22 protein-coding genes are annotated in these 20,700 nt (G+C 58.5%); 10 read left to right on the top strand and 12 right to left on the bottom strand.

Features of this window, described 5'->3' with window-relative positions; genetic code table 11:
* Nucleotides 1–69 precede the first annotated feature (69 nt).
* On the top strand, nt 70–465 hold the full coding sequence (locus Z947_RS0108575; protein ID WP_025043891.1) for an MAPEG family protein: 396 nt from the start codon (nt 70–72) through the stop codon (nt 463–465).
* Between the two features lie 18 nt (nt 466–483).
* Nucleotides 484–1,872: a dihydrolipoyl dehydrogenase gene (gene lpdA, locus Z947_RS0108570; RefSeq protein WP_025043890.1), complete on the top strand. Its 1,389-nt coding sequence runs from the start codon at nt 484–486 to the stop codon at nt 1,870–1,872.
* 49 nt (nt 1,873–1,921) lie between these two features.
* On the opposite strand, the gene Z947_RS0108565 is transcribed toward lpdA, so the two are convergent.
* The 4 genes from Z947_RS0108565 to Z947_RS0108550 are packed head-to-tail and all read right to left on the bottom strand — an operon-like array spanning nt 1,922 to nt 4,824.
* Nucleotides 1,922–2,527 (bottom strand): pyridoxamine 5'-phosphate oxidase family protein, encoded by a 606-nt coding sequence (locus Z947_RS0108565; RefSeq protein WP_025043889.1) that lies wholly within the window; start codon nt 2,525–2,527, stop codon nt 1,922–1,924.
* The gene (locus Z947_RS0108560; RefSeq protein ID WP_025043888.1) at nt 2,520–3,245 is read right to left on the bottom strand and encodes a lysophospholipid acyltransferase family protein; all 726 of its coding nucleotides are present in this window, start codon (nt 3,243–3,245) and stop codon (nt 2,520–2,522) included. The genes Z947_RS0108565 and Z947_RS0108560 overlap by 8 nt, the downstream gene beginning before the upstream one ends.
* Nucleotides 3,245–4,150, bottom strand: a complete 906-nt coding sequence (locus tag Z947_RS0108555; protein WP_025043887.1) for a cell division protein FtsX — start codon at nt 4,148–4,150, stop codon at nt 3,245–3,247. The genes Z947_RS0108560 and Z947_RS0108555 overlap by 1 nt, the downstream gene beginning before the upstream one ends.
* Complete coding sequence (locus Z947_RS0108550; protein ID WP_025043886.1) at nt 4,147–4,824, bottom strand: cell division ATP-binding protein FtsE; 678 nt, start codon at nt 4,822–4,824, stop codon at nt 4,147–4,149. The genes Z947_RS0108555 and Z947_RS0108550 overlap by 4 nt, the downstream gene beginning before the upstream one ends.
* 164 nt (nt 4,825–4,988) lie before the next feature.
* On the opposite strand from Z947_RS0108550, the gene Z947_RS0108545 reads away from it, so the two are divergent.
* Nucleotides 4,989–5,831, top strand: a complete 843-nt coding sequence (locus Z947_RS0108545) for a zinc-ribbon domain-containing protein (protein WP_025043885.1) — start codon at nt 4,989–4,991, stop codon at nt 5,829–5,831.
* A 15-nt stretch (nt 5,832–5,846) separates the two neighbouring features.
* Here Z947_RS0108545 and Z947_RS0108540 read toward each other — a convergent pair whose 3' ends face one another.
* The 5 genes from Z947_RS0108540 to argH are packed head-to-tail and all read right to left on the bottom strand — an operon-like array spanning nt 5,847 to nt 11,682.
* On the bottom strand, nt 5,847–8,456 hold the full coding sequence (locus Z947_RS0108540) for a TIGR02302 family protein (protein WP_025043884.1): 2,610 nt from the start codon (nt 8,454–8,456) through the stop codon (nt 5,847–5,849).
* A gap of 36 nt (nt 8,457–8,492) precedes the next feature.
* Entirely contained in the window at nt 8,493–9,758 is a 1,266-nt protein-coding gene (gene lysA, locus Z947_RS0108535; protein ID WP_025043883.1) for a diaminopimelate decarboxylase, read from the bottom strand.
* 31 nt (nt 9,759–9,789) lie between these two features.
* Entirely contained in the window at nt 9,790–10,107 is a 318-nt protein-coding gene (locus Z947_RS0108530) for a DUF2834 domain-containing protein (RefSeq protein ID WP_025043882.1), read from the bottom strand.
* 1 nt (nt 10,108) lies between these two features.
* Nucleotides 10,109–10,294, bottom strand: a complete 186-nt coding sequence (locus Z947_RS0108525) for a hypothetical protein (protein WP_025043881.1) — start codon at nt 10,292–10,294, stop codon at nt 10,109–10,111.
* A complete protein-coding gene (argH, locus tag Z947_RS0108520) occupies nt 10,291–11,682 on the bottom strand; it encodes an argininosuccinate lyase (protein ID WP_025043880.1) in 1,392 nt (463 codons plus the stop codon). Before argH ends, Z947_RS0108525 begins: the two co-directional genes overlap by 4 nt.
* Nucleotides 11,683–11,704: 22 nt before the next feature.
* Between argH and Z947_RS0108515 the strand changes: the two genes are divergently transcribed.
* Nucleotides 11,705–12,274: a TlpA family protein disulfide reductase gene (locus tag Z947_RS0108515; protein ID WP_025043879.1), complete on the top strand. Its 570-nt coding sequence runs from the start codon at nt 11,705–11,707 to the stop codon at nt 12,272–12,274.
* A 51-nt stretch (nt 12,275–12,325) separates the two neighbouring features.
* Here the strand turns inward: Z947_RS0108515 and Z947_RS0108510 are convergent, their stop codons facing one another.
* Nucleotides 12,326–13,405 carry a Hint domain-containing protein gene (locus Z947_RS0108510; RefSeq protein WP_025043878.1) on the bottom strand — a complete coding sequence of 360 codons (1,080 nt, stop codon included), beginning with the start codon at nt 13,403–13,405 and terminating at the stop codon, nt 12,326–12,328.
* Between the two features lie 373 nt (nt 13,406–13,778).
* On the opposite strand from Z947_RS0108510, the gene Z947_RS0108505 reads away from it, so the two are divergent.
* From Z947_RS0108505 to nagA, 3 genes are read left to right on the top strand one after another with little or no spacing between them, the layout of a single operon-like run.
* A complete protein-coding gene (locus Z947_RS0108505) occupies nt 13,779–14,306 on the top strand; it encodes a winged helix DNA-binding protein (RefSeq protein WP_025043877.1) in 528 nt (175 codons plus the stop codon).
* 50 nt (nt 14,307–14,356) lie between these two features.
* Nucleotides 14,357–15,235 carry a glucosamine kinase nucleotide-binding domain-containing protein gene (locus tag Z947_RS0108500; RefSeq protein ID WP_025043876.1) on the top strand — a complete coding sequence of 293 codons (879 nt, stop codon included), beginning with the start codon at nt 14,357–14,359 and terminating at the stop codon, nt 15,233–15,235.
* On the top strand, nt 15,235–16,389 hold the full coding sequence (nagA, locus tag Z947_RS0108495; RefSeq protein ID WP_025043875.1) for an N-acetylglucosamine-6-phosphate deacetylase: 1,155 nt from the start codon (nt 15,235–15,237) through the stop codon (nt 16,387–16,389). The genes Z947_RS0108500 and nagA overlap by 1 nt, the downstream gene beginning before the upstream one ends.
* 77 nt (nt 16,390–16,466) lie before the next feature.
* Here nagA and Z947_RS0108490 read toward each other — a convergent pair whose 3' ends face one another.
* The gene (locus Z947_RS0108490) at nt 16,467–17,384 is read right to left on the bottom strand and encodes a LysR family transcriptional regulator (RefSeq protein ID WP_025043874.1); all 918 of its coding nucleotides are present in this window, start codon (nt 17,382–17,384) and stop codon (nt 16,467–16,469) included.
* Between the two features lie 98 nt (nt 17,385–17,482).
* Between Z947_RS0108490 and Z947_RS0108485 the strand changes: the two genes are divergently transcribed.
* From Z947_RS0108485 to Z947_RS0108475, 3 genes are all read left to right on the top strand, one after another.
* The gene (locus tag Z947_RS0108485) at nt 17,483–18,268 is read left to right on the top strand and encodes a CmcJ/NvfI family oxidoreductase (protein WP_025043873.1); all 786 of its coding nucleotides are present in this window, start codon (nt 17,483–17,485) and stop codon (nt 18,266–18,268) included.
* A 34-nt stretch (nt 18,269–18,302) separates the two neighbouring features.
* Entirely contained in the window at nt 18,303–19,091 is a 789-nt protein-coding gene (locus Z947_RS0108480) for an SDR family NAD(P)-dependent oxidoreductase (RefSeq protein WP_025043872.1), read from the top strand.
* 158 nt (nt 19,092–19,249) lie between these two features.
* Entirely contained in the window at nt 19,250–20,236 is a 987-nt protein-coding gene (locus Z947_RS0108475) for a zinc-dependent alcohol dehydrogenase family protein (RefSeq protein ID WP_025043871.1), read from the top strand.
* 139 nt (nt 20,237–20,375) lie between these two features.
* Here Z947_RS0108475 and Z947_RS0108470 read toward each other — a convergent pair whose 3' ends face one another.
* Entirely contained in the window at nt 20,376–20,666 is a 291-nt protein-coding gene (locus tag Z947_RS0108470) for a hypothetical protein (protein ID WP_025043870.1), read from the bottom strand.
* Nucleotides 20,667–20,700 lie beyond the last annotated feature (34 nt).

Genomic DNA, 20,700 nt, shown 5'->3' with positions numbered 1-20,700 from the left:
GCGGGGGTCTCCCCGCCCTTGACGAAAGTCCGATACCCTGCGTTCGCGTTCACAGCGAAAGGACATCTGATGACCCCAGAACTCACCGTCCTGACCCTTGCAGCCATCCTGCAGATCGTGCAATTCGCGCTATATGCTGTGCCGGCGAATAAGGAACTGGGCATGGGGTATACCATGTCACCCCGTGACCGTGATCCCAGCCGCCAGATGTCGGAACAAACCGCGCGTCTCGGCCGTGCGTTCGACAATCACTTTCAGGGCCTAATCCTGTTTACAATCGCAGTCGGCGTTATTCAGATGTCCGGCCAGAATTCCGGTTTCACTGCATTTTGCGCATGGGTTTATCTGATTGCCCGCGCTGCCTATATTCCTGCCTATGCGAAGGGGCTTGTTCCTACCCGTTCTTATATCTGGGTTGCAGGCCTTCTTGCCACCACACTTATGCTGCTTGCAGCGCTCATCTAACTCCCAAGGAGAACCCCCATGTCCAGCTATGATGTCATCGTGATCGGCTCCGGCCCCGGCGGCTATGTTGCCGCCATCCGCTGTGCGCAACTGGGTCTGAAAACCGCCTGCGTCGAGGGCCGCGAGACATTGGGCGGCACCTGCCTGAACGTCGGCTGTATCCCATCCAAGGCGTTGCTGCATGCATCGCACATGCTGCACGAAGCGGAACATAATTTCGCCGAAATGGGCCTTAAGGGCAAAAGCCCTTCCGTCGATTGGAAACAGATGCTGACCTACAAGCAATCCACCGTCGACTCAAACACCAAAGGCATCGAATTTCTGTTCAAAAAGAACAAGATCGACTGGCTGAAAGGGTGGGGATCTGTCCCCGAAGCAGGCAAAGTAAAAGTCGGCGACGAGGTTCACGAGGCCAAGAACATCATCATCGCAACCGGTTCCGAGCCTTCGTCCCTGCCCGGCGTCGAAGTTGACGAAAAGGTTGTTGTGACCTCCACCGGCGCGCTGGAACTGGGCAAGGTACCCAAGAAACTGGTCGTCATCGGTGCCGGTGTGATCGGGCTGGAACTGGGCAGCGTTTATGCGCGTCTGGGCAGCGAAGTCACCGTGGTTGAATTCCTTGACGCGGTCACACCCGGTATGGACCCAGAGGTGCAAAAGGTCTTTCAGCGGATGTTGAAGAAACAGGGCCTTGAATTCATCATGGGTGCCGCCGTCCAGAAGACCGAGGCGAGCAAAACCAAAGCCAAGGTGCATTATAAACTGCGCAAAGACGACAGCGAGCATGTGCTGGACGCGGATGTTGTACTGGTCGCGACGGGTCGCAAACCGGTGCATGACGGTCTGGGGATTGATGCCCTTGGCGTCGAGTTGACCAAGCGGGGCCAAATCGCTGTCGACAAGAACTGGCAGACCTCGGCAAAAGGCATCTATGCCATCGGCGACGTAATCGAGGGGCCGATGCTGGCACATAAAGCCGAAGACGAAGGCATGGCCGTCGCCGAAGTGATCGCTGGCAAACATGGCCACGTAAACTACGGCGTGATCCCCGGCGTGATCTATACCCACCCCGAAGTTGCGAACGTCGGCGAAACCGAAGCAACGCTGAAAGAAGCGGGCCGCGCCTATAAGGTCGGCAAGTTCAGCTTTATGGGGAATGCGCGCGCCAAGGCCGTTTTCGCCGGTGACGGGTTTGTCAAAATTCTTGCAGACAAGGAAACGGATCGCATTCTGGGGGCCCACATCATCGGACCGGGTGCCGGGGATTTGATCCACGAGGTCTGTGTCGCGATGGAATTTGGCGCGTCAGCCCAGGATCTTGCAATGACCTGCCATGCCCACCCGACCTATTCCGAAGCTGTGCGCGAAGCGGCTTTGGCCTGTGGCGACGGTCCGATCCACATGTAACCCGATCGGGTGGGCGACAAGCCCACCCGATTTTACCACCCCCGACAGTTTACCACATCGTGTCGGCCGCTCTCGCCCCCCAAGCGGCATCGTAGGGCGCACCGCCCTCTTCACCACTTGTCATTTCGGCCAGTATCTCTCCGACACTGGGCAAATCACCGCTTTCATCAATGCCGGCCCAAATGCCCGACCGTATCAGGGCACGCGCGCATTGAGTGTAAATTTCGGCAATCTCAATGACGATCACTGTGGCTGGCAGGCGGCCATTTTTGTCGAACCGCGCCCGTAGCGCGGCGTCATCTGTCAGGAACGCCGTCCCGTTTACCCGTACAACATTGGCCGATCCGGCAACGATGAACATCAAGGACACGCGCCCGTCATCAACGATATTGCGCAATGAATCCAGCCGGTTGTTGCCCCGCCAATCGGGCATCGCGAGGGTCTGCGCGTCCACTTCCATCACGACAGGGCCGTCGTCGCCGCGAGGACTACCGTCAGTGCCCTGCGGCCCAACGGTGCTAAGCACACAAAGCCGCGATGCCATGATCCACTTGCGATAAAGCGGTGTCATTTGCGTCGCGACCTTGCGCAGCGCCGGTGCACCGGGTTTGCCATACAACGCTGCAAGAGCGTCGATATCGCGGATCTTACGCATCCGGTCGCCAGCCCCCTTCGTGCAGCAAGGCATTCGAGGCCGTCTCAACAGTTTGTTCCAACTGCTTCATAAAGGCATCTTTGGTCAGGCCCGGCGCAATGGGTGGCAAAAACTCGACCACGGCCAACCCCGGCCTGCGGAACAGCCCCCGCCGTGGCCAGAAATAGCCGGCATTTGTTGCCACCGGAATGCAAGGTTGCTCAAGCTGGCCGTAAAGAACCGCCGTCCCCACCTTATACCCCACATGTGCCCCCGGTGCGACGCGGGTGCCTTGTGGATAGATGACGATCTGTCCCGGTTCGATCCGGCCGGCGTTCACATCTTCCATCATCTTGGAAATGGCTTTGCCGCGCTTGCCCCGGTCAACGGCGATCATCTGCATGCGTTTGGTGTATTGGCCAATCACAGGCGTCCAGAGAATTTCGCGTTTCATGATGAACTTTGCCCGTGGCAGAGCGTGGAAAATCATCATAATGTCCAGAAAGGACTGGTGCTTTGCGGCGACCAACACTTCGCCCTGCGGCACCTCCCCGCGCACTTCGCAACGCAGACCAATCAGCCAACGCGCGGACCACATGCACCATGCCGCATAGGTTTTGCAGGCCGTATAGGCACCGGTTTTCGAAAACATCGCCCAAGGCGCAAACACCAGACCGATCACCGGCATGGCGATGGTCGCCTGAAGGATGTATACCAACGATCGGATCCATTGTAGCATCAGGCAAGCTCCCTCAATGTGCGGCGGGCCGCTGCGCGGGTGGCGGCAAAGGCGACAAGACCCGCCAGAATTGGAATGCAAATCGGCCAGAGCCAATGCGCGCCCTTGAACCCGAGACCCGTCAAAAAGCCGCCCGTTTCCGACGCCGATGGCAACAGCAGAACCGCGATCATCCCTAGTGCAGCGCCCCCAGCGGCACCCGATAGGGCACGCAGCGTAAAGCGACGGATGAAGGCCAGCGCAATATATTCATCGGTTGCGCCAACCAGCCGCAGAACTGCAATCACCTGCGCATTGGCTGCTAACGCAGCGTTGGCCGCCAGCGTGATCATTGCCGCGACCGTGGCCGCGATCAGGATGATCGATACCCACCCCAGCAACCGCAAGCGCGAGGCCGCCTGAACCAGCGGGGCACGCCAACGGCTGTGATCATCAAGCACGGCGCCGGGCACTTCAGCCGCAAGGCGCAGGCGCAGGCCGGCGGGATCCATACCGTCACCATCCTCGATCACCTCGATCAGACGGGGCACCGGCAGCGCATCCAGCGCCAGATCAGGGCCGAACCACGGGGCCAGCAAGGTCTGTTGTTCAGCGTCACTCAAAGCACGGGCAGACGCGACACCCTTGGTGGTTTCCAGAATGCGCAGCGCGGCATCGGTTTGCGCAGTACGCTGGTCTTGCGGCGCAACGATGCGGATTGTTGCGGAGCGCGCCAGTTCTTCGCCCCAGCGTTCCGCCAGACGGCCCGCGGCCAAGGAAAGCGCAAGCGCAAACACCGCAAGAAAGGCCATCGCAGCGGCAGCAAAAACAGTCAGCTGCGCGGTAAACCCGGAGGGCGGCACCACGCGATCCGCGTGATGGTCCCCCGCGATAAGCGCGCGCAATGTGGCCAGATCAAACTTCACAAATCCGCCCCCGCCAGTTGAATACGCCGGTTGGCGATGCGCAACACGCGCGCTTGAACATGGGCTTTGGTCGCGCGGATCAAGCTGAGGTCATGGGTGGCAATCAGCACCGTTTTACCCATTTTGTTCAATTCAATCAGCAGCCGCAGCAGGCGTTGTGACATTTCCCAATCGACGTTGCCCGTCGGTTCGTCTGCCAGCACCACGTCCGGCGAAACGATAACGGCGCGCGCAAGGGCCGCCCGCTGGCGTTCGCCGCCAGACAATTCCGGCGGCATGGCGTCGGCACGGTTGGTCAACCCGACCCATGACATCAATTCGTCCAGATCACCGCCTTTCGCTTCGGTGTGGCGCCCCGAAACGGTCAAGGGGAGCGCGATGTTTTCCGTCACATTCAAATGATTGAGAAACTGCACGTCCTGATGCACCACACCGACACGTCGGCGCACCACCGCAATGTCATCGCGGCTTAGCCCACGGGCATCCGCCCCGAACAGGCGCACATGTCCTGCCGTCGGGAGCAACGCGCCGTAGCACAAGCGCATCAAAGTTGTTTTGCCCGCCCCCGATGGACCCGTCAAAAAATGAAAGGATCCGGGCGCAAGTTTTAGCGAAATATCAGACAGTAGTTCCCCACCGCCATAGCTGTACGCCACATTTTCCAGCTCGATCACATGAGTATCCTTGCCATCCGCACCTGTTGTGCCTCAGCACCGCTGGGGATTCAATGCGTCCGTTCTGGACTTTGGCAACAGTTAGCGCTTTTACTAAGGAATTGTTGATCATATGCTGGTGAAAAGTGCATATGTATTGTTATCAGTGAGTAGCGGAACACCAGATGAGGTTGACCTGTCCAAATTGTGACGCCCAATACGAGGTGCCTGACGAGGTTGTTCCAACCGTCGGTCGGGATGTCCAATGTTCCAATTGCGGCAAAACCTGGTTTCAGCATCACCCGGATCACATGCCCGCTGAGGAAGACGAGGCACCGCTGGGTGTCGATGCGCCCGAACCGGACGAGGAAGTTTCCCCGCCACCGCCGCCTGTTTCCCCCGGCCCGAAAGAACCGGTGCGCAAACAGCTAGATCCGGCAGTGGCCGATATTTTGCGTCAGGAGGCCGAAGCCGAATTCGAGGCCCGCAAACAACGCCAGTCCACCAATCTGGAAAGCCAGCCCGATCTGGGGCTGGACGGGGGCAGCGCACCACCCGCTCCGCCCGAGTTGGATCAAGACAGCGAAGAACGCCGTGCGATGGAAGCAAAACGGCGGATGGCGCGTTTGCGTGGCGAGGCCGAACCGGTGGCAGAGGCCGCTGCAACCGCGGCTGCGATTTCATCGCGCCGTGAACTGCTGCCCGATATCGAAGAGATCAATTCAACCCTGCGCCATGACCAGACGCCTAGTGGCGTCGATCCGGACACGCGCGAAGAGTTGGGTGCCGGTGGCGCGCGCAAGCAGTCGCGTGGTTTCAGGCGCGGATTTCTTAGCATGCTGGTGCTGTTCGCACTGCTTGTGCTGCTTTACGTTTATGCGGAGCAGATCGCAGCGACGGTACCTGCCCTTGCAGGGATCCTTGCCAACTATGTGGCTGGCGTGGACCATTTGCGCTTGCTGCTGGATGGGCAGATCACGGCGCTGCTCAGCTGGTTGGACATGGTGGCAACAGAATCTGCCAACTAACCGCGCAGAGAGGTGTTAGAAGCGGTCAAGCAACCGGTTCAGATAGTCACGCTCCACATCAGGGCGCGCGGTTTCTCCTGATCTGCGACGGATCTCGTCCAGCAATTCGCGCGCACGTTTTCCGCCATCACCCTGCCCCAGATTAAGCGGCCCGTCTGAACTGCTTTCGCCGCTGTTGCTTTGATCCCGCCCCAGCGGATCACGGTTGTCGGCACGGCGGTCTGATTCAGCCTGCCCTTGCCCGGGCTGCTGGTTCTGTTGTTCCTGCGCCATGGCTTCGCCCAATGACCGCATCCCCTCGCGCAAGGCTTCCATAGCTTGGGCCTGATTGTCGATGGCCTCTGCCAGATCGCGGTTGCGCAGGGCCTGTTCGGCCTCATCCATTGCGCGCCCGGCCCGGTCCAGCGCATCACGTGCAGCGTCCCCTTCGGGTGTGCCTTGTCCAGGCAGACGCCCCTTTTGGCGGTTCAATTCATCACGCAGCGCCTGTTGCCGTTCGGCCAGACCTTCCTCGCCCTTGCCGAAACCGGGGCCCTCTTCACCGCCTTCGCCGGTCTGGCCCTGTTGCTCGCCGTTGCCTTCGCCCTGACCGTTTTGGCCTTCATGGCTTTGCCCGCGCCCCTGGCCGCCATTGCGCCCTTCATTGCCATCGTTTTCACCGGCCTGCGCGTTCGGATTGAAGTGCTCTTGCAGGTCGCGGAACGCCTGATCGCTCAACCCTTGCTGTTCGTTCAAGGTCTCGGCGAGCCCCTCCATTGCTTGCTCGCCCTCGGATTTACCGCCCTGACCGGGTTGGCCTTCGGTGACACGCATGTTTTCCATCATCTCTTGCAGCTGTTGCAGCGCTTCGGCCGCTTCCGCCATGCGGCCTTCCTCCATCAGCTCCTGAATGCGGTCCATCATGCGTTGCAGATCGTCCTGCGTCATTTGCATGTTTTCGCCTTGCTGCTGCTGGCCGTCTTCACCCTGCTGGCCGTCCTGCGCCTGCTGGCGTTGAAGCTGCTGCATGTATTCTTCGGTAGCGCGGCGCAGCTCGTCCATCAGCTCCGCGATTTCTTCGTCCGAGGCTCCGTTTTTCATCGCCTCTTGCAGACGCTCCTGCGCACGGCGCAACCGCTCCAGCGCATCGGCAAGCACGCCTTCTTCCAGTTCCAGCGCCAAGCCCCAAAGGTCTTCGGCCAGCTCATCCGTTATGTCATTGTCCAGACCAAACCGCGTGCGCAGCTCCAGTTTCTCAATCACCCGCTTGAGCTTTAGTGCCGTGGTCGCACCGCTGAACACGTCCTTGGGACGATAGGACACAGCGCGCAAAACCTGTGCAGCACGCGGCGCATTCGATGTCGCCCAAAGCAGGTCGCGGCGCATTTCGATCAGGGCAGCCGCCGTAGGGTTAAAGAACCGCCGCCCCGGCAAGATCATATCTTGCGGGGGGGTGTCACCCTGTTGTTCTGCTGCATCAAGAACGCTCAATGTCACTTTCACCGGCAGGTTCGCCCATGGATGTTTGGAAAAATCCTCGATCAGGTTTTCCTCGAAAGCTGCACGATTTCCCGCAATCGGCGTGGGCAGTGAAACGACAATCTGTTCGCGCGGGTCGGGATCGGTGCGCAATCCGTAACGCCGTTCAACCGCCGCCAGATCAAGAATAACCCGCGCCTCGCCCGCCTCTACGCCGTAGTCATCACTCGCCCCGAACGGCAGACGCATTTCGCCCAGAGCTGCCACTTGCGGCTCGCCCAGCAATTCGATTTGCGGCGGTGCATCCGGGCGCACGGTCACGTCCCATGTCCGCCCGCCCGGTCCCTCGACCGAAATCGCACCTTCCTGAACAACGGCAAAATCCTGCGCCGGATCAGAGGCCGCAGGCAGACCGGTCTTGCGCCCCGATACGGTTTCCGCCAGCGTCAGCGCACCGACATCGCCGTAAAACCGCAAAGTGATCAGCGTGCCCTTGGGCAGATCAAGCGCCCCTTCGGGCAGGTCGTTCAAATAAAGTGTCGGCCGCCCCGTATAACGCGGCGGCTCTGCCCAGCCTTCCCAGACCGGACCATTGGCCAACCCCGCGGTGCTCGGCGCCATTCCCGCCACGGACCCGACGCGCCAGACCGAGCCGAACAGCACCGCAACGGCAAAAGCCAGAACCGCAACATACCGCAGCGCGTATGGGTCGCGGTCAGACAGGCGTAGGTTCGCAGGCACCGGATCAGCGGCAGCGGCGCGTGCCGCCATGCGCGCCTTATGCGCGCGCCACACCGCCATTGATGCCTCGTCCTCGCCCCCAATCGCGGCATCATCCAGCATCGCCTGAATCGGCCGCCCCGGCAGGCTGGCATCGAGCCGCTCAACTGCGGCCGCTTTCGACGGTATCCGAAACCGGCGCAGCGCATAGACAAGCGCCCAAAGGGCGGCACCGACCGCCGCCACAGCAATCGCCCAGACCACCTCAAGCTGCACAGAATCTTGTAGACCCAACATCAACGCGGCAAGGACCAGCAAAACGACAGTCATCAAGGGCCAAACCGCGCGCACAAATGCTTCGGCAAACATACCGGCCCATGTCAGACGCAGCGGCCAGCGCAGTTTCGCCAAACCGCGCCGCATGTCGTTGGGGGTAAAACTGCTCATCGCATTGGCTCCCTTATGGCGCAGGGCAGGATTTCCCTAAAGCCATTCAGGTATGGTATCGCGATTTATCATTTCGTCAAAGGTCGGACGTGCGCGAATAACCGCAAATTGATCGCCATGCACCAAAACCTCGGGGATCAGCGGGCGTGAATTATATTCGCTGCTCATCACCGCACCATATGCACCGGCAGAGCGGAACGCGACCAGATCACCGGCTGCCAGCGGCGGCATAAGGCGCTGCTTGGCAAAGGTGTCACCGGATTCGCAAACCGGGCCGACGATATCTATTGGCTGCGGCTCCACTCCGGCAACAGGTTCAACCACCGGAATAATATCGTGATATGCCTCGTACATGGCAGGACGGATCAGGTCGTTCATCGCGCCATCAAGGATCAGAAACTGCCGCCCCTCGCCTTCTTTGACATAGATTACTTCGCTGACCATCACGCCGGCATTGCCCGCAATCAACCGGCCCGGTTCAATTTCGATCTCGCATCCCAGATGGCCCAAGGTCCGCTTGACCAAGGCACCGTAATCGGAGGGCAAAGGCGGGTCGGCGTTGCTCCGCTCATAGGGAATGCCAAGCCCCCCGCCCAGATCCAGACGCGTTATCTTATGCCCGTCGGCGCGCAAGGTTTCGGTCAACTCCGCGACTTTTTGATAGGCCAGTTCATAGGGGGCCAAATCAGTCAGCTGCGATCCGATATGCACGTCGATCCCGATCACATCGAGGCCGGACATCGCCGCCGCCATCGCATAGACCTCGCGTGCCTTCGCAATCGGAATACCGAATTTATTCTCTGATTTTCCGGTCGCGATCTTGGCATGGGTTTTGGCGTCCACATCCGGGTTCACCCGAATGGTGATGGGTGCCACGACCCCCAACTCACGCGCAACAGTGTCAAGCACAACCATCTCCGGCTCGCTTTCGACGTTGAACTGGCGGATGCCACCTTCCAACGCCAAACGGATTTCATCACGGGTCTTGCCGACACCCGAAAAAACAATCCTGTCCCCCGGGACACCAGCCGCACGTGCGCGCCGGTACTCGCCGCCAGATACGACATCCATCCCTGCACCGGCCTGCGCCAGTGTCTTTAGAACGGCCTGATTGGAATTTGCTTTCATGGCGTAACACACCAGATGCTCCATCCCGTCCAAAGCCTCGTCAAACAGACGAAAATGGCGCAACAGCGTCGCCGTCGAATAAACGTAAAACGGTGTGCCAACCGCCGCCGCGATTTCGGCAACAGCGACATCTTCAGCGTAAAGCGCGCCGTCACGATACAGAAAATGGTCCATGCTTCATCTTGCCCTTAAACTCGACTACGCCCTATTTTACAGGCGCTGTCCTTAGAAATAGATAGAGCGGCAAGCCGCAACTTACCCCGATACAGAACGTCGCCGGAATAGCGATCAACGCCCGCCAGTTGCGCCGCACGGCCACCTCGGCCAATATCCAAACGGTCAGGGTGATGGCGGCAATTGTCAGATCCCAAACCAACCCGCTGGCCGCGGCATTGGCGTGCCATGCGTCGACCATCCCCATGATGTCAAACCCGTTTTCTCGGAACCAATCGATAAAATAATACATCGGATGGACCGCGCCCCATGCAGCAAGGGCCAGGTAAACCATGCGCAGTGGTGACATGTTAGATCCCCTTTGCGACACCGACCGTCACGTGCCCGGACACATGAACGCCGGGGGTGTAGTTGCTGTGCTGCTGACGCGTATCGGACAGATTGTTGTGGTGATGACGTGTCGGCTGTACCGGCTCGCCGTCCGCACCACAGCCCGCGATCAAAGCGCCAAGCATCAATGCCGCAACCCACTTCATGCCAAAAGCTCCTGCCAACGCGCAACCTGCGCCCGTACCTGCGCGGGGGCGGTCCCGCCATACGACATCCGTGAATTCACCGAATTCTCAACGGTCAGCACGTCGAACACGCCTTCGCTTATGCCGTCGTGCACCGTTTGCATCTGCGCCAGCGTCAGGTCGGGCAGATCACAGCCTTGCTTTTCTGCCATGCCAACCAATGCACCCGTAACGTGATGTGCATCGCGAAATGGCAGGCCAAGGACACGCACCAACCAATCGGCCAGATCGGTCGCTGTGGAAAAACCACTGCCCGCTGCGGCGGCCAGTTCGGTCCGGTTGCCGGTCATGTCGCGCACCATGCCTTCCATCGCGGCCAAGGCCAGCATAAGGTTGTCGGCGGCGTCGAAGACTTGCTCTTTGTCTTCCTGCATATCTTTTGAATAGGCCAGCGGCAGGCCCTTCATCACCATCATCAATGCGGTGTTTGCCCCGAAAATCCGCCCCACCTTGGCACGGATCAATTCCGCAGCATCGGGGTTTTTCTTTTGCGGCATGATCGAGGATCCGGTTGAAAAGCGGTCCGACAGGGTGACAAACCGGAATTGCGCCGAGGACCAGATCACCAGTTCTTCTGCAAATCGGCTAAGGTGCATAGCGCAGATGCTCGCCGTGCTCAGAAACTCCAGTGCGAAATCGCGATCAGACACGGCATCAAGCGAATTCGCCGCCGGCCGGTCAAAGCCCAAGGCCTTGGCCGTCATGTCACGGTCAATCGGGAAAGACGTGCCCGCAAGTGCTGCCGCGCCCAAGGGGCTTTCGTTCATCCGCGCCCGTGCATCGCGCACCCGCGACAGATCACGGCCGAACATCTCGACATAGGCCATCATGTGATGGCCCCATGTGACGGGTTGGGCGGTTTGCAAATGGGTAAACCCCGGCATGACCCAATCCGCGCCCGCCTCGGCCTGTCCAAGAAGCGCTTGAATAAGGGCGATGAGCCCGCCCTCAAATGCGTCAAGCTGATCGCGCACCCAGAGTTTGAAATCCGTCGCCACCTGATCATTGCGCGACCGGCCCGTGTGCAACCGCCCTGCCGGTTCACCGATCACTTCTTTCAAACGCGCCTCCACATTCATGTGGATGTCTTCCAGCGCTGTCGAATATTCAAACGTTCCGCCCTCGATCTCTGACAAGATCGTGAGAAGCCCTTCCCGAATTGCGGCAGCATCGTTATCGGTAATGATACCTGTTGCGGCCAACATCGCAGCATGGGCCCGTGAGCCTGCGATATCCTGTGCGGCCATCCGCTTGTCAAAGCCGATGGACGCGTTAATTGCCTCCATGATGGCATCGGGACCAGCGGCAAAGCGGCCGCCCCACATTTTGTTGGAGCTGTTATCAGTCATGGCAAAACCCTCGGAGGGACAAATGAGAAAACTAGTGTTCGGCCTCGTGTATACGGCCCTTTTGACAGGTGCAAATGCTGCATGGGCAGCGGGCCCCGACATTTTGTTGATGCGCACGGGCGATATGAAAAAACTTGTGGTGCATGAAACGCCGCAGGCGGTTTCGGATGCGGCGTTTATTCTGGCTGATGACGAAGGGACGGCGTCGCTTTCCGATTACCGCGAAAAATACCTGTTGGTGAATTTCTGGGCCACTTGGTGCGCGCCCTGCCGCAAGGAAATGCCGCAGCTGAACGCCCTGCAAAAAGAATTCGGGGGCGAGCATTTCGAGGTGCTGACCATTGCAACGGGGCGCAATTCGCCCGCAGGCATTACCAAGTTTTTTGAGGAGGCCGGCATCGACAGCCTGCCGCGCCATCAGGACCCGAAACAGGCGCTCGCGTCCCAGATGGGAATATTCGGCTTGCCTATTACGGTTTTAATTGATCCGGAAGGCCGCGAGATCGCCCGTTTGCGCGGAGACGCCGAGTGGGACAGCGACAGTGCGAAAGAGATCATCAAGACGCTGATTGCGTCCCAAACAGAAGAGTGACAGGCGGCGGACCTTTGTAAAAGTCCGCCCCGTTTTCTTGGACGAAAACAATCAGGCCGCGTGGGCCAGAATCGCCGCTTCGGACGCCGACAGGTTGCGGCGCGCGAAGCTGCCATAGGTATGCGGATCGAACTCAAGTTCTGGATGGGTTGCCAACAGGCGTGCCCGATCACCGTCATCCAATGTGCTAAGAGCTGCAGATGCGGGATGGAAGCTTTCGGTTTCGACGCCATTGGCCCACATCACCTGATGGCGGTCAAACAGCAGATGTACATAGGTCACCTCGCGCAATTTGAGATCTACGGTGATCGAATCGCCGTTGATCAGATCCTTGGCCGCGACCAGAACTTCGGGTGTGTTGAACAGATCTTGCGCCACCGCGCCCTTCACCAAAATCCGGTGCTGCGGCGAGACGATCAGATCCTCATCCGGCTCGCCATCGCCAAAAACGCCGGCGTTGATCCGAACGGGGCGCAGTTTCGGCATGGCAAACAGGCGCGCGCCACTCATCCGGCGGCTTCCGATCCAGCGGATAGACTGCGCACCGTTATCCTTCGTCTGGACCTGATCGCCTTCACGCAGATCTTCGATACGGATCAGACCTTCGGGTGTCGCAATTTTGGTGCCCAGCGTAAAGCAAATGACACCGCCGCTGCCCTGCCCATCGGAGTCATTGGGCGTTGAACCCAAGGTGTGATGCACGATCCAAAGGTCACAATCCCGCGGCGGGATCTCGTCCATGAACATCAACAAGGGCTGGCTGCCGCCGCCGACCTCAATCAAGGTCACCGTGTAGCTTTTGCCGCCATCGGTCACGACAAAGCTGTTGTCCATTAATGGCGTTGTCTCAAGCGCTTCTTTTTCGCGATCCGAAAGGGTTGGCACATCCTTTTTCTCAAGTGCCGCACCGACCAAACGGTGCACCATCCGCGCTGCTCTTTTTCTTAATTTTTCTGCACCGTCTGCCTGATCCAGTCGCAAAACGTCATTCGGCCCATCCACCCGGATGGCATCCCCGCGCCACGCCCATGCTGCCCCTACTGTGAGCGATTGCACCGGTGCGGCGTCAAGGCCGTCGATTTCTGTTTGCGACCAGCTGATGACAAACGTGCCACGAAAGCCCGTTTTCATTACTCGTACTACCTGCCTCAGTTTTTTTATTAACAAGAGGTTAACAAAAAACGAATCGGCAAGGAAGTTTGTTTTTTGTGTCAGAATGCAGGGTGTTGCGAATATACGGAGCCACGAGGTTCTCGCATAGCGGGAAGGGTGGATATAGCGGATTAAAGTACGCGCGACACAACATATTGATTTCACAAAACACGCGGGCTGACGCTACGTTAGCGACTTCTCGTGCATTCACCTTTTGCGAACACAATCAGGACCTGCCCTCCCTCCCCTTTGATCCAATCCAGAATTGAACGTGACATTTCATACGCCCAGCACACGCTTGCAATTCACAGGCATATTGTTAGCGTTCAAGACCCCTACACCGCGAGGCCATATGTCCAACACTTCAAAACCATTACCCGAACGGCGCATCGTTTCCTCCCGTCATCTGGCCGAAGGAGAAGGCTGGGAGGCGTCCGAACTCGAATTCGGCATGATCATCGCCTTCAACGCTTTCACCAGATGGACAACACGCTGCATGGCGGCTGCGGGCAATGCGGATCTGACGCCGCTGGAAATCCTTGTCTTGCATAACGTCAATCATCGCGGGCGTGAAAAGCGGCTGACCGACGTTTGCTTTCTGCTCAACATCGAAGACACCCACACCGTCAACTACGCATTGCGCAAGCTTTTGAAATCAGAGCTTTTGGAAACCGACAAGCGCGGTAAAGAAGTATTTTACCGCGCTTCGGAAACCGGAATCGCACTTTGCGAGGCATACCGCGCAATTCGCAAAAGCTGTTTTCTGGACGGCTTGTCGCGGCTGGAGACCGACGGAGACGACCTGCGCGAAATCGCAGCAGGTCTGCGGGCAATGTCGGGGCAATACGATCAGGCAAGCCGGGCGGCGGCCTCCCTTTAAGGCGAACAATACCACTAGGCTTTGATGCCGGCGCTGTTTATTAGGGAACCATGAACACTTTGACCCCAAATGTAATTGTCGCAGCGGATGGCGGCGGCAGCGGTTGCCGCGCGGCGGCGGGCACTGTTGAACAGGGCATTCTTGGACAGGCAAGTGCGGGTCCCGGCAATGTCCATAACGATTTTGAAACCGCAGTGAGCAATCTTACCGCGGCCATCGGGCAAGCCCTTGATCACGCCGGCTTGGGAAACACACCGCTTGATCAGGTCACGGCGCATCTGGGGGTGGCCGGGGCGCATTCGCAAGTCGAAGAACAGGCCTTAAGCAACGCCTTGCCCTACGGGCGCGTGACGGTTTCGGGGGATCGTGCCACCTCCGTGCGCGGCGCATTGGGCACTGCGGACGGGTTTGTCGTGGCCTTGGGAACCGGTACAATTGTGGCCCGTCAACAGGATTTGCAAATGACCACCGTTGGCGGTTGGGGTTTTAATCTTTCGGATCAGGCATCAGGCGCATGGCTAGGGCGGCGGTTGTTGGAAGAAATCATTCTTGCCGAAGACGGTCTGCGCGAGCACAGCGATCTGAGCCGGACGGTTAGTGCTGCAAACGGTGGGCTGATGGGACTTGTGCAGTTCAGCAGCGCCGCAACCCCTTCACAGTTCGCGAAATTCGCGCGGGAGTTGATCACGGCGGCCTCTGCCGGTGATCCGCTTGGACAAGCATTGATGGCTGAAGGCGCTGTTTATCTTGAAATTGCCCTGACAAAACTGGGGTTTCAATCGGGCGATATACTCGCCCTTGCCGGTGGCGTTGGTCCCCATTATGCACCCTACCTGCCCGCAGCGCTTTGCGGCAACATCCAACCTCCGAAAGGCGCCGCGCTGGAGGGGGCTTTTGCGATGGCCGCAATGGCCGCACAAGCGCCCTGATGACCGACAACGCCAAGGCGCAGGCTTTTGTCGGGGCCGATATTTTTGACGGTGTACGCCTTCTGAACGATCACGCTGTGCTGGTGGAAAACGGCCAGCCCGTCATTATCGAACGTACTGCCATGCCCGATGGCACTGCCATAAGGCGGCTCGAACGCGGCGTCCTGACGCCTGGCTTTGTTGATCTTCAGGTAAACGGCGGCGGCGGCGTGATGTTTAACGACGCCCCCGTTGTATCAACCCTTCGCATCATCGCGCAGGCCCACGCGACCCTTGGCACCCGTGCGTTTCTGCCCACATTGATCACAGATACGCCCGCGCAAACCACCGCCGCGATCAAGGCCGTCACCACAGCAATCGCGGATGGCGTACAAGGCATTCTAGGGCTGCATTTAGAAGGCCCGCATCTGAGTGTGGCGCGCAAAGGTGCCCATGATCCCGCATTGATCCGCCCGATGTCCGATGCCGATTGCGCAGAGCTGGTTGAAGCTGCCGCCCTCCTGCCCAACCTCTTGGTGACCATCGCCCCCGAAAGCGTCAGCCCTGCCCAGATTAGTGCGCTGACCCACGCCGGCGTCATCGTGTTTCTCGGCCATAGCGATGCGAATTACGCAACGGCTTGCGCGGCCTTCGCTGCCGGTGCCCGTGGCAGCACCCATCTGTTCAACGCCATGAGCCAGCTGACAAACCGCGAACCGGGACTGGTCGGCGCGACACTGGCCACGCCGGGTGCGTCCAGCGGTTTAATCGCGGATGGGATCCACGTGCATCCCGCCACGATCCGCGCCGCGCTTGCGGCCAACACAGGCCCCGCCGAGGTGTTTCTTGTCACTGACGCGATGGCCTGCGCGGGCTCTGATATCACCAGTTTCACGTTGGGTGGGCGTCAGATACTGCGCGCAAACGGTCGACTGACGTTGGCGGATGGCACACTTGCCGGTGCTGATCTGTCAATGGCCCAAGCACTGCGTGTGATGATCAAAGAGGTCGGCGACCCCGCCGAACGCGCCTTTGCCCGCGCAACGTCCCTGCCCGCAGACGTCTTGCACGATGCCCAAGGTGCCGGACAGTGGCCGACGACACTTGAAGGGTTGATATATATCACCCCCGAGTTTGAGGTGCTCTGCCCCCGCACGATGATCAAGGAACGCTAACGCTTTCGCCTGCCATTGTACGGCCTTGCTGGCCGCCGTTTTCGAAGCGCCGTTGACAAAAAGCTGCCAGAACGCACCTAGCTTGGCGCGGTTGTGAACCAGTTGTTCCGACGCCCGATGTGTTCGATCAGAAAATCCATAAACACGCGTACTTTGGCGGAAACCACATTGCTTTTCGGGTAGATCAGCCAAAGCGCCGGTTTGCTTGCGGTTTCGAAATTGGGCAGCACACGGATCAACTGTCCGCTCGACAGTTCTTTATGCACAGCCCAAAGGGAGTTGATCGAGATGCCGGCACCATCAAGCGTGAGCTGTTTCTGGGTCAGGCCGTCATTGAGGACCAGACAGTGCGCTGCGTGCTTTGGGTCGAAAACCACGCGTGTTCCGTCCGGCGCGACCAGCCCTCGTGCCTCGGCATCCCTGAACGCGATCAGGCGATGCTTGCCCAGATCATCGGGTTCTACCGGTGCGCCGAAGCGATCGAGATAAGCGGGCGCGGCGCACAGGATACGCGTATCGTCAGCCAGTTTGCGCGCGGTGAGGGTGCTGTCTTCCAGAACCGAATTGCGCAGGGCGAGGTCATAGCTGCCTTCGATCAAATCGAACTGGGAGTCGGACAGATGCAAATCCAACCTGAGGTCGGGATATTTGTCCATAAACGCGGGCAACAGGGGCGCGATGTAAAGCTGTGCAAACGAACTGGGGGCAGCAAAGCGCAGGGTGCCGTTGATCTTTGTGCGCCCACTGCCAAGGGCGGCAAGTGCGGCTTCTTCCTGCGCAATCATTTCACGTGCGTAGGGCAGAAATGCCTGCCCGTCCAAGGACAAGGATACCTTGCGCGTTGACCTGTGCAAAAGGTCCGCCCCTACCCTGCGTTCGAGTTTGGCGATCCGCGTGCTTGCCACGGCGGGGGCCATGCCTAGGGTGCGACCCGCGGCGCTGATGTTCAGTGTCTCGCTCGCGAGTACAAAAAGGCGAAGGCTTTGCGTGTCCATATCATCTATCTTTTCGAAATACTGAAATCGAAATTAGCGGCTTTATATAGCATACGAAAGTTCTATCTCTGTTTTCAACACAGGGACAGGAGGTTCGTATGACCCGACGCGCAACAGTAAATTATCACGTTCACAAAACTGAAAGACAGGCGTTCGAGATTGATGCAGGTGGGATCAAGGGCAAACTGATATCTCCCGAGCTTGCGCCGACGCAGGTTGACGTCACCGATGTGCGCGAACATCATGGTGCCCTGCCGTTCACGGAAAATTCGGTTGGCTTTGCCTCTGCAGTCACCGGTATCCGGTCCTTTGACGAGCAGTCGAATTGGCAACACACATATGACGCCGAACTGGCGCAACTGCTGGCCGTCGAAATCGGTGCTGCCGAAACAGTAGTGTTTGATCACACGGTTCGCGTCGACGACCCCGATGCAAGCCGCAAACCCGCCCGCAATGTGCACAGTGATTACAGTCCGCAGGGTGCCGAACAGCGGCTGATCGACATCTTGGGAAAAGACAAGGCCACCGATTGGTCCACTGGTCACCATGCGTTTATCAACGTCTGGCGTCCCATTGCCGCCCCGATCAATTCCGCGCCTCTTGGGTTTATCCGACCGTCAAGCATCGCTGCGCAGGATTGGATCCTGCTTGATCTCATCTATCCTGACCGCACCGGTCAGATCATGGGATTGGCGGCCAACCCGAACCACGAATGGGTGTACCTTTCCAGAATGACACCGGATGAGGTCGCTTATTTCAACATCTACGACAACCGCGGCTTACCTTCTGTCGGGCACAGTGCCTTGGACATGACCGAAGACCCAAACATCAACACAGTAAGGCGCAGCATCGAAAGCCGGACCCTAGTGCGGTACGCAGCCTGAGCTTCCCCGAAAATCAAACCGGAAAGAGATACAAATGACCAAGACAATCCTGATCACTGGCGCAACCGACGGCATCGGCCTTTTGACCGCTCAAAACCTCGCGGCAGAGGGGCATACCGTTCTTTTGCACGGCCGCAACCCTGACAAACTGAAAGCAGCGGCAGCAAAGGTTGGTGGCACAACGGAACAATTCATTGCCGACCTCACAGACCTTGGTGATGTACGCGGGATGGCGGCCGCCATTCGTGAGAAACACAGCCAGATCGATGTGCTGCTGAACAACGCCGGTATCCTAAAGGCGCCGAAGGCTATTACAAAAGACGGGTATGACATCCGGTTCATGGTCAACACCATTGCGCCCTATGTGCTGACCAAAGAGCTGTTGCCGATCATCGCCAAGGAGGGCCGCATCGTGAACCTGTCGTCCGCCGCGCAGGCAAAAATCGATCTGGACGCATTGCGGGGAGAACGCCAGCTAAGCGACATGGACGCCTATGCGCAAAGCAAACTGGCAATTACGATCTGGTCCCGCGAATTGGCCAAAGATCTGCCTAATGGCCCTGCCGTGATCGCGGTTAACCCCGGGTCGTTGCTTGCATCGAAGATGGTCAAGGAAGGGTTTGGCGTCGCGGGCAATGACCTTGGCATCGGTGCCGGCATCCTGCGCGAGGCGGCATTAGGGAACGATTTCGGAGAGGCCAGCGGCAAATACTTCGACAACGACAGCGGCCAATTTGCACAGCCAAACGCCGCAGCGCTGAACCAATCGCACAGTGAAGATGTGATGCAAACCCTTCAAGAGATCGCCGCAAAACTGTCCTGATCTAACGGCGTTTGCCCCTTTCATAGGGGCACCGCCGCATCTGAAAATATGGATTTATTATATTCAAATTCGGATAACTGAACTTGCAATCACGTCAATTTACCGCGTTCCGGAATAATATATCTAAGCTAATGAAAGCAACAAGAAGGAACCGCGCCATGAAAGCCATGACAATCACCGCCTACGGAGAGAATGCAAAATTCGATGCCGCAGAGCTGCCCAAGCCGACCGTCACACCCGGTCACGTTGTCATCCGCATTGCGGCCAGCAGCGTAAACACAGTTGATACGATGATCCGGTCTATGGGGTCAGATTTGCCATTGTCGCCTGCCCTGCCCGCGGTACTGGGTATGGATTTCGCCGGTGTCGTAGACGCGGTCGGCGAAGGCGTCACCAAATTCGCCGTCGGTGACGAAGTCTACGGATGCGCGGGGGGCCTCGCCGATCTTCAGGGCGCTTTGGCCGAATATATGCTCGCCGATGCCGCGTTGATTGCACATAAGCCCAAGTCGATTTCCATGCGCGAAGCGGCGGCGATGCCACTGGTTGGCATCACAGCGTACGAGGGTCTGGAACGCGCAGGCGTCGCGGCTGGCCAAAAGGTTCTGGTTCAGGGTGGCGCAGGTGGCGTTGGTCACCTTGCCGTGCAGCTGGCCAAACATTTCGGTGCAGATGTCTATGGAACGGGCACGGGCGAAAACCAGATGGACATCATCAAGGGTTACGGCGCGACCCCGATCGATTTTGCCGTCGAAAAGGTCGCCGATTACGTCGCCGCGCACACGGGCGGCGCGGGCTTTGATCTGATTTTTGACACGGTTGGCGGTGCCAATATGACAAATTCCTTCGAGGCTGCGAAACTGAATGCCCATATCGCATCGACCGTCGCGCTGGTTGAGCTGGACCTGTCACCTGCGCATTTCAAAGGCCTGTCGCTGCACATCATTTTCATGTTGCTGCCGATGCTCAGTGGCCAAGGCCGCGAAAAGCATGGCGAGATATTGGCGAAGCTGGCCGATATCGTCGACGCCGGTGCAATGAAACCGCTGCTGGACCCACAGACCTTTGACCTTGAAAACGTCAGCAGCGCCTATGACCGCCTGGCGAGTGGCAAGGCAATCGGCAAAGTCGTTGTAGACGTCTAATCGCGCCGAAACGAGCGGCTGTCGACGTCTTGAATTGGCGTCGACAGCCATTTTTTTTAGCGGTGCGGACCATTGCGATGTCCAACTCAGGGCATTGCACCGCTGGAAGTTGACAAACGGCGCGGCACGTTGGGCCCCGTCAACCGCGATTTCCGTTCACGCCCCCCTGCCGCAAGGCAAGGCTGAAAATCTGCCTGAACTGTTCGGCTGAAATCACCGGATTGGACGCCAGATTATAGTCGGCAACAGATGCGGGGCGCCTGCCCTGAATGGAGACCGATTGCAGATCAGGAGAGAACCGAACGCATTTGTTTTCAGCGCAAAAGTGACCCGATTGCACCCGAACAGTTCCAGTTGAAATCTGTTGTGCGGCAGCGCCACTTGTCCAGACGACAAACGCACAGGCCGCGATTACACCCAGTTTCGTCATATTGCGTCTCCTTTTCGAATAAGACAGTTTTTAT

Source organism: Sulfitobacter geojensis, from assembly GCF_000622325.1.
Taxonomy (GTDB): domain Bacteria; phylum Pseudomonadota; class Alphaproteobacteria; order Rhodobacterales; family Rhodobacteraceae; genus Sulfitobacter; species Sulfitobacter geojensis.
This window is presented reverse-complemented; position numbering and strand designations above follow the sequence as displayed.

Excerpts from the sequence above, each read along its gene's own strand:
- Z947_RS0108565 (WP_025043889.1), bottom strand. The coding sequence starts at position 2,527 with ATGCGTAAGATCCGCGATATCGACGCTCTTGCAGCGTTGTATGGCAAA.
- lpdA (WP_025043890.1), top strand. The coding sequence starts at position 484 with ATGTCCAGCTATGATGTCATCGTGATCGGCTCCGGCCCCGGCGGCTAT.
- nagA (WP_025043875.1), top strand. The coding sequence starts at position 15,235 with ATGACCGACAACGCCAAGGCGCAGGCTTTTGTCGGGGCCGATATTTTT.
- Z947_RS0108475 (WP_025043871.1), top strand. The coding sequence starts at position 19,250 with ATGAAAGCCATGACAATCACCGCCTACGGAGAGAATGCAAAATTCGAT.
- Z947_RS0108530 (WP_025043882.1), bottom strand. The coding sequence starts at position 10,107 with ATGTCACCACTGCGCATGGTTTACCTGGCCCTTGCTGCATGGGGCGCG.
- Z947_RS0108470 (WP_025043870.1), bottom strand. The coding sequence starts at position 20,666 with ATGACGAAACTGGGTGTAATCGCGGCCTGTGCGTTTGTCGTCTGGACA.
- Z947_RS0108560 (WP_025043888.1), bottom strand. The coding sequence starts at position 3,245 with ATGCTACAATGGATCCGATCGTTGGTATACATCCTTCAGGCGACCATC.
- Z947_RS0108510 (WP_025043878.1), bottom strand. The coding sequence starts at position 13,405 with ATGAAAACGGGCTTTCGTGGCACGTTTGTCATCAGCTGGTCGCAAACA.
- Z947_RS0108485 (WP_025043873.1), top strand. The coding sequence starts at position 17,483 with ATGACCCGACGCGCAACAGTAAATTATCACGTTCACAAAACTGAAAGA.
- Z947_RS0108540 (WP_025043884.1), bottom strand. The coding sequence starts at position 8,456 with ATGAGCAGTTTTACCCCCAACGACATGCGGCGCGGTTTGGCGAAACTG.
- Z947_RS0108515 (WP_025043879.1), top strand. The coding sequence starts at position 11,705 with ATGAGAAAACTAGTGTTCGGCCTCGTGTATACGGCCCTTTTGACAGGT.
- Z947_RS0108525 (WP_025043881.1), bottom strand. The coding sequence starts at position 10,294 with ATGAAGTGGGTTGCGGCATTGATGCTTGGCGCTTTGATCGCGGGCTGT.
- argH (WP_025043880.1), bottom strand. The coding sequence starts at position 11,682 with ATGACTGATAACAGCTCCAACAAAATGTGGGGCGGCCGCTTTGCCGCT.
- Z947_RS0108505 (WP_025043877.1), top strand. The coding sequence starts at position 13,779 with ATGTCCAACACTTCAAAACCATTACCCGAACGGCGCATCGTTTCCTCC.
- Z947_RS0108480 (WP_025043872.1), top strand. The coding sequence starts at position 18,303 with ATGACCAAGACAATCCTGATCACTGGCGCAACCGACGGCATCGGCCTT.
- Z947_RS0108575 (WP_025043891.1), top strand. The coding sequence starts at position 70 with ATGACCCCAGAACTCACCGTCCTGACCCTTGCAGCCATCCTGCAGATC.
- Z947_RS0108500 (WP_025043876.1), top strand. The coding sequence starts at position 14,357 with ATGAACACTTTGACCCCAAATGTAATTGTCGCAGCGGATGGCGGCGGC.
- Z947_RS0108490 (WP_025043874.1), bottom strand. The coding sequence starts at position 17,384 with ATGGACACGCAAAGCCTTCGCCTTTTTGTACTCGCGAGCGAGACACTG.
- Z947_RS0108545 (WP_025043885.1), top strand. The coding sequence starts at position 4,989 with ATGAGGTTGACCTGTCCAAATTGTGACGCCCAATACGAGGTGCCTGAC.
- lysA (WP_025043883.1), bottom strand. The coding sequence starts at position 9,758 with ATGGACCATTTTCTGTATCGTGACGGCGCGCTTTACGCTGAAGATGTC.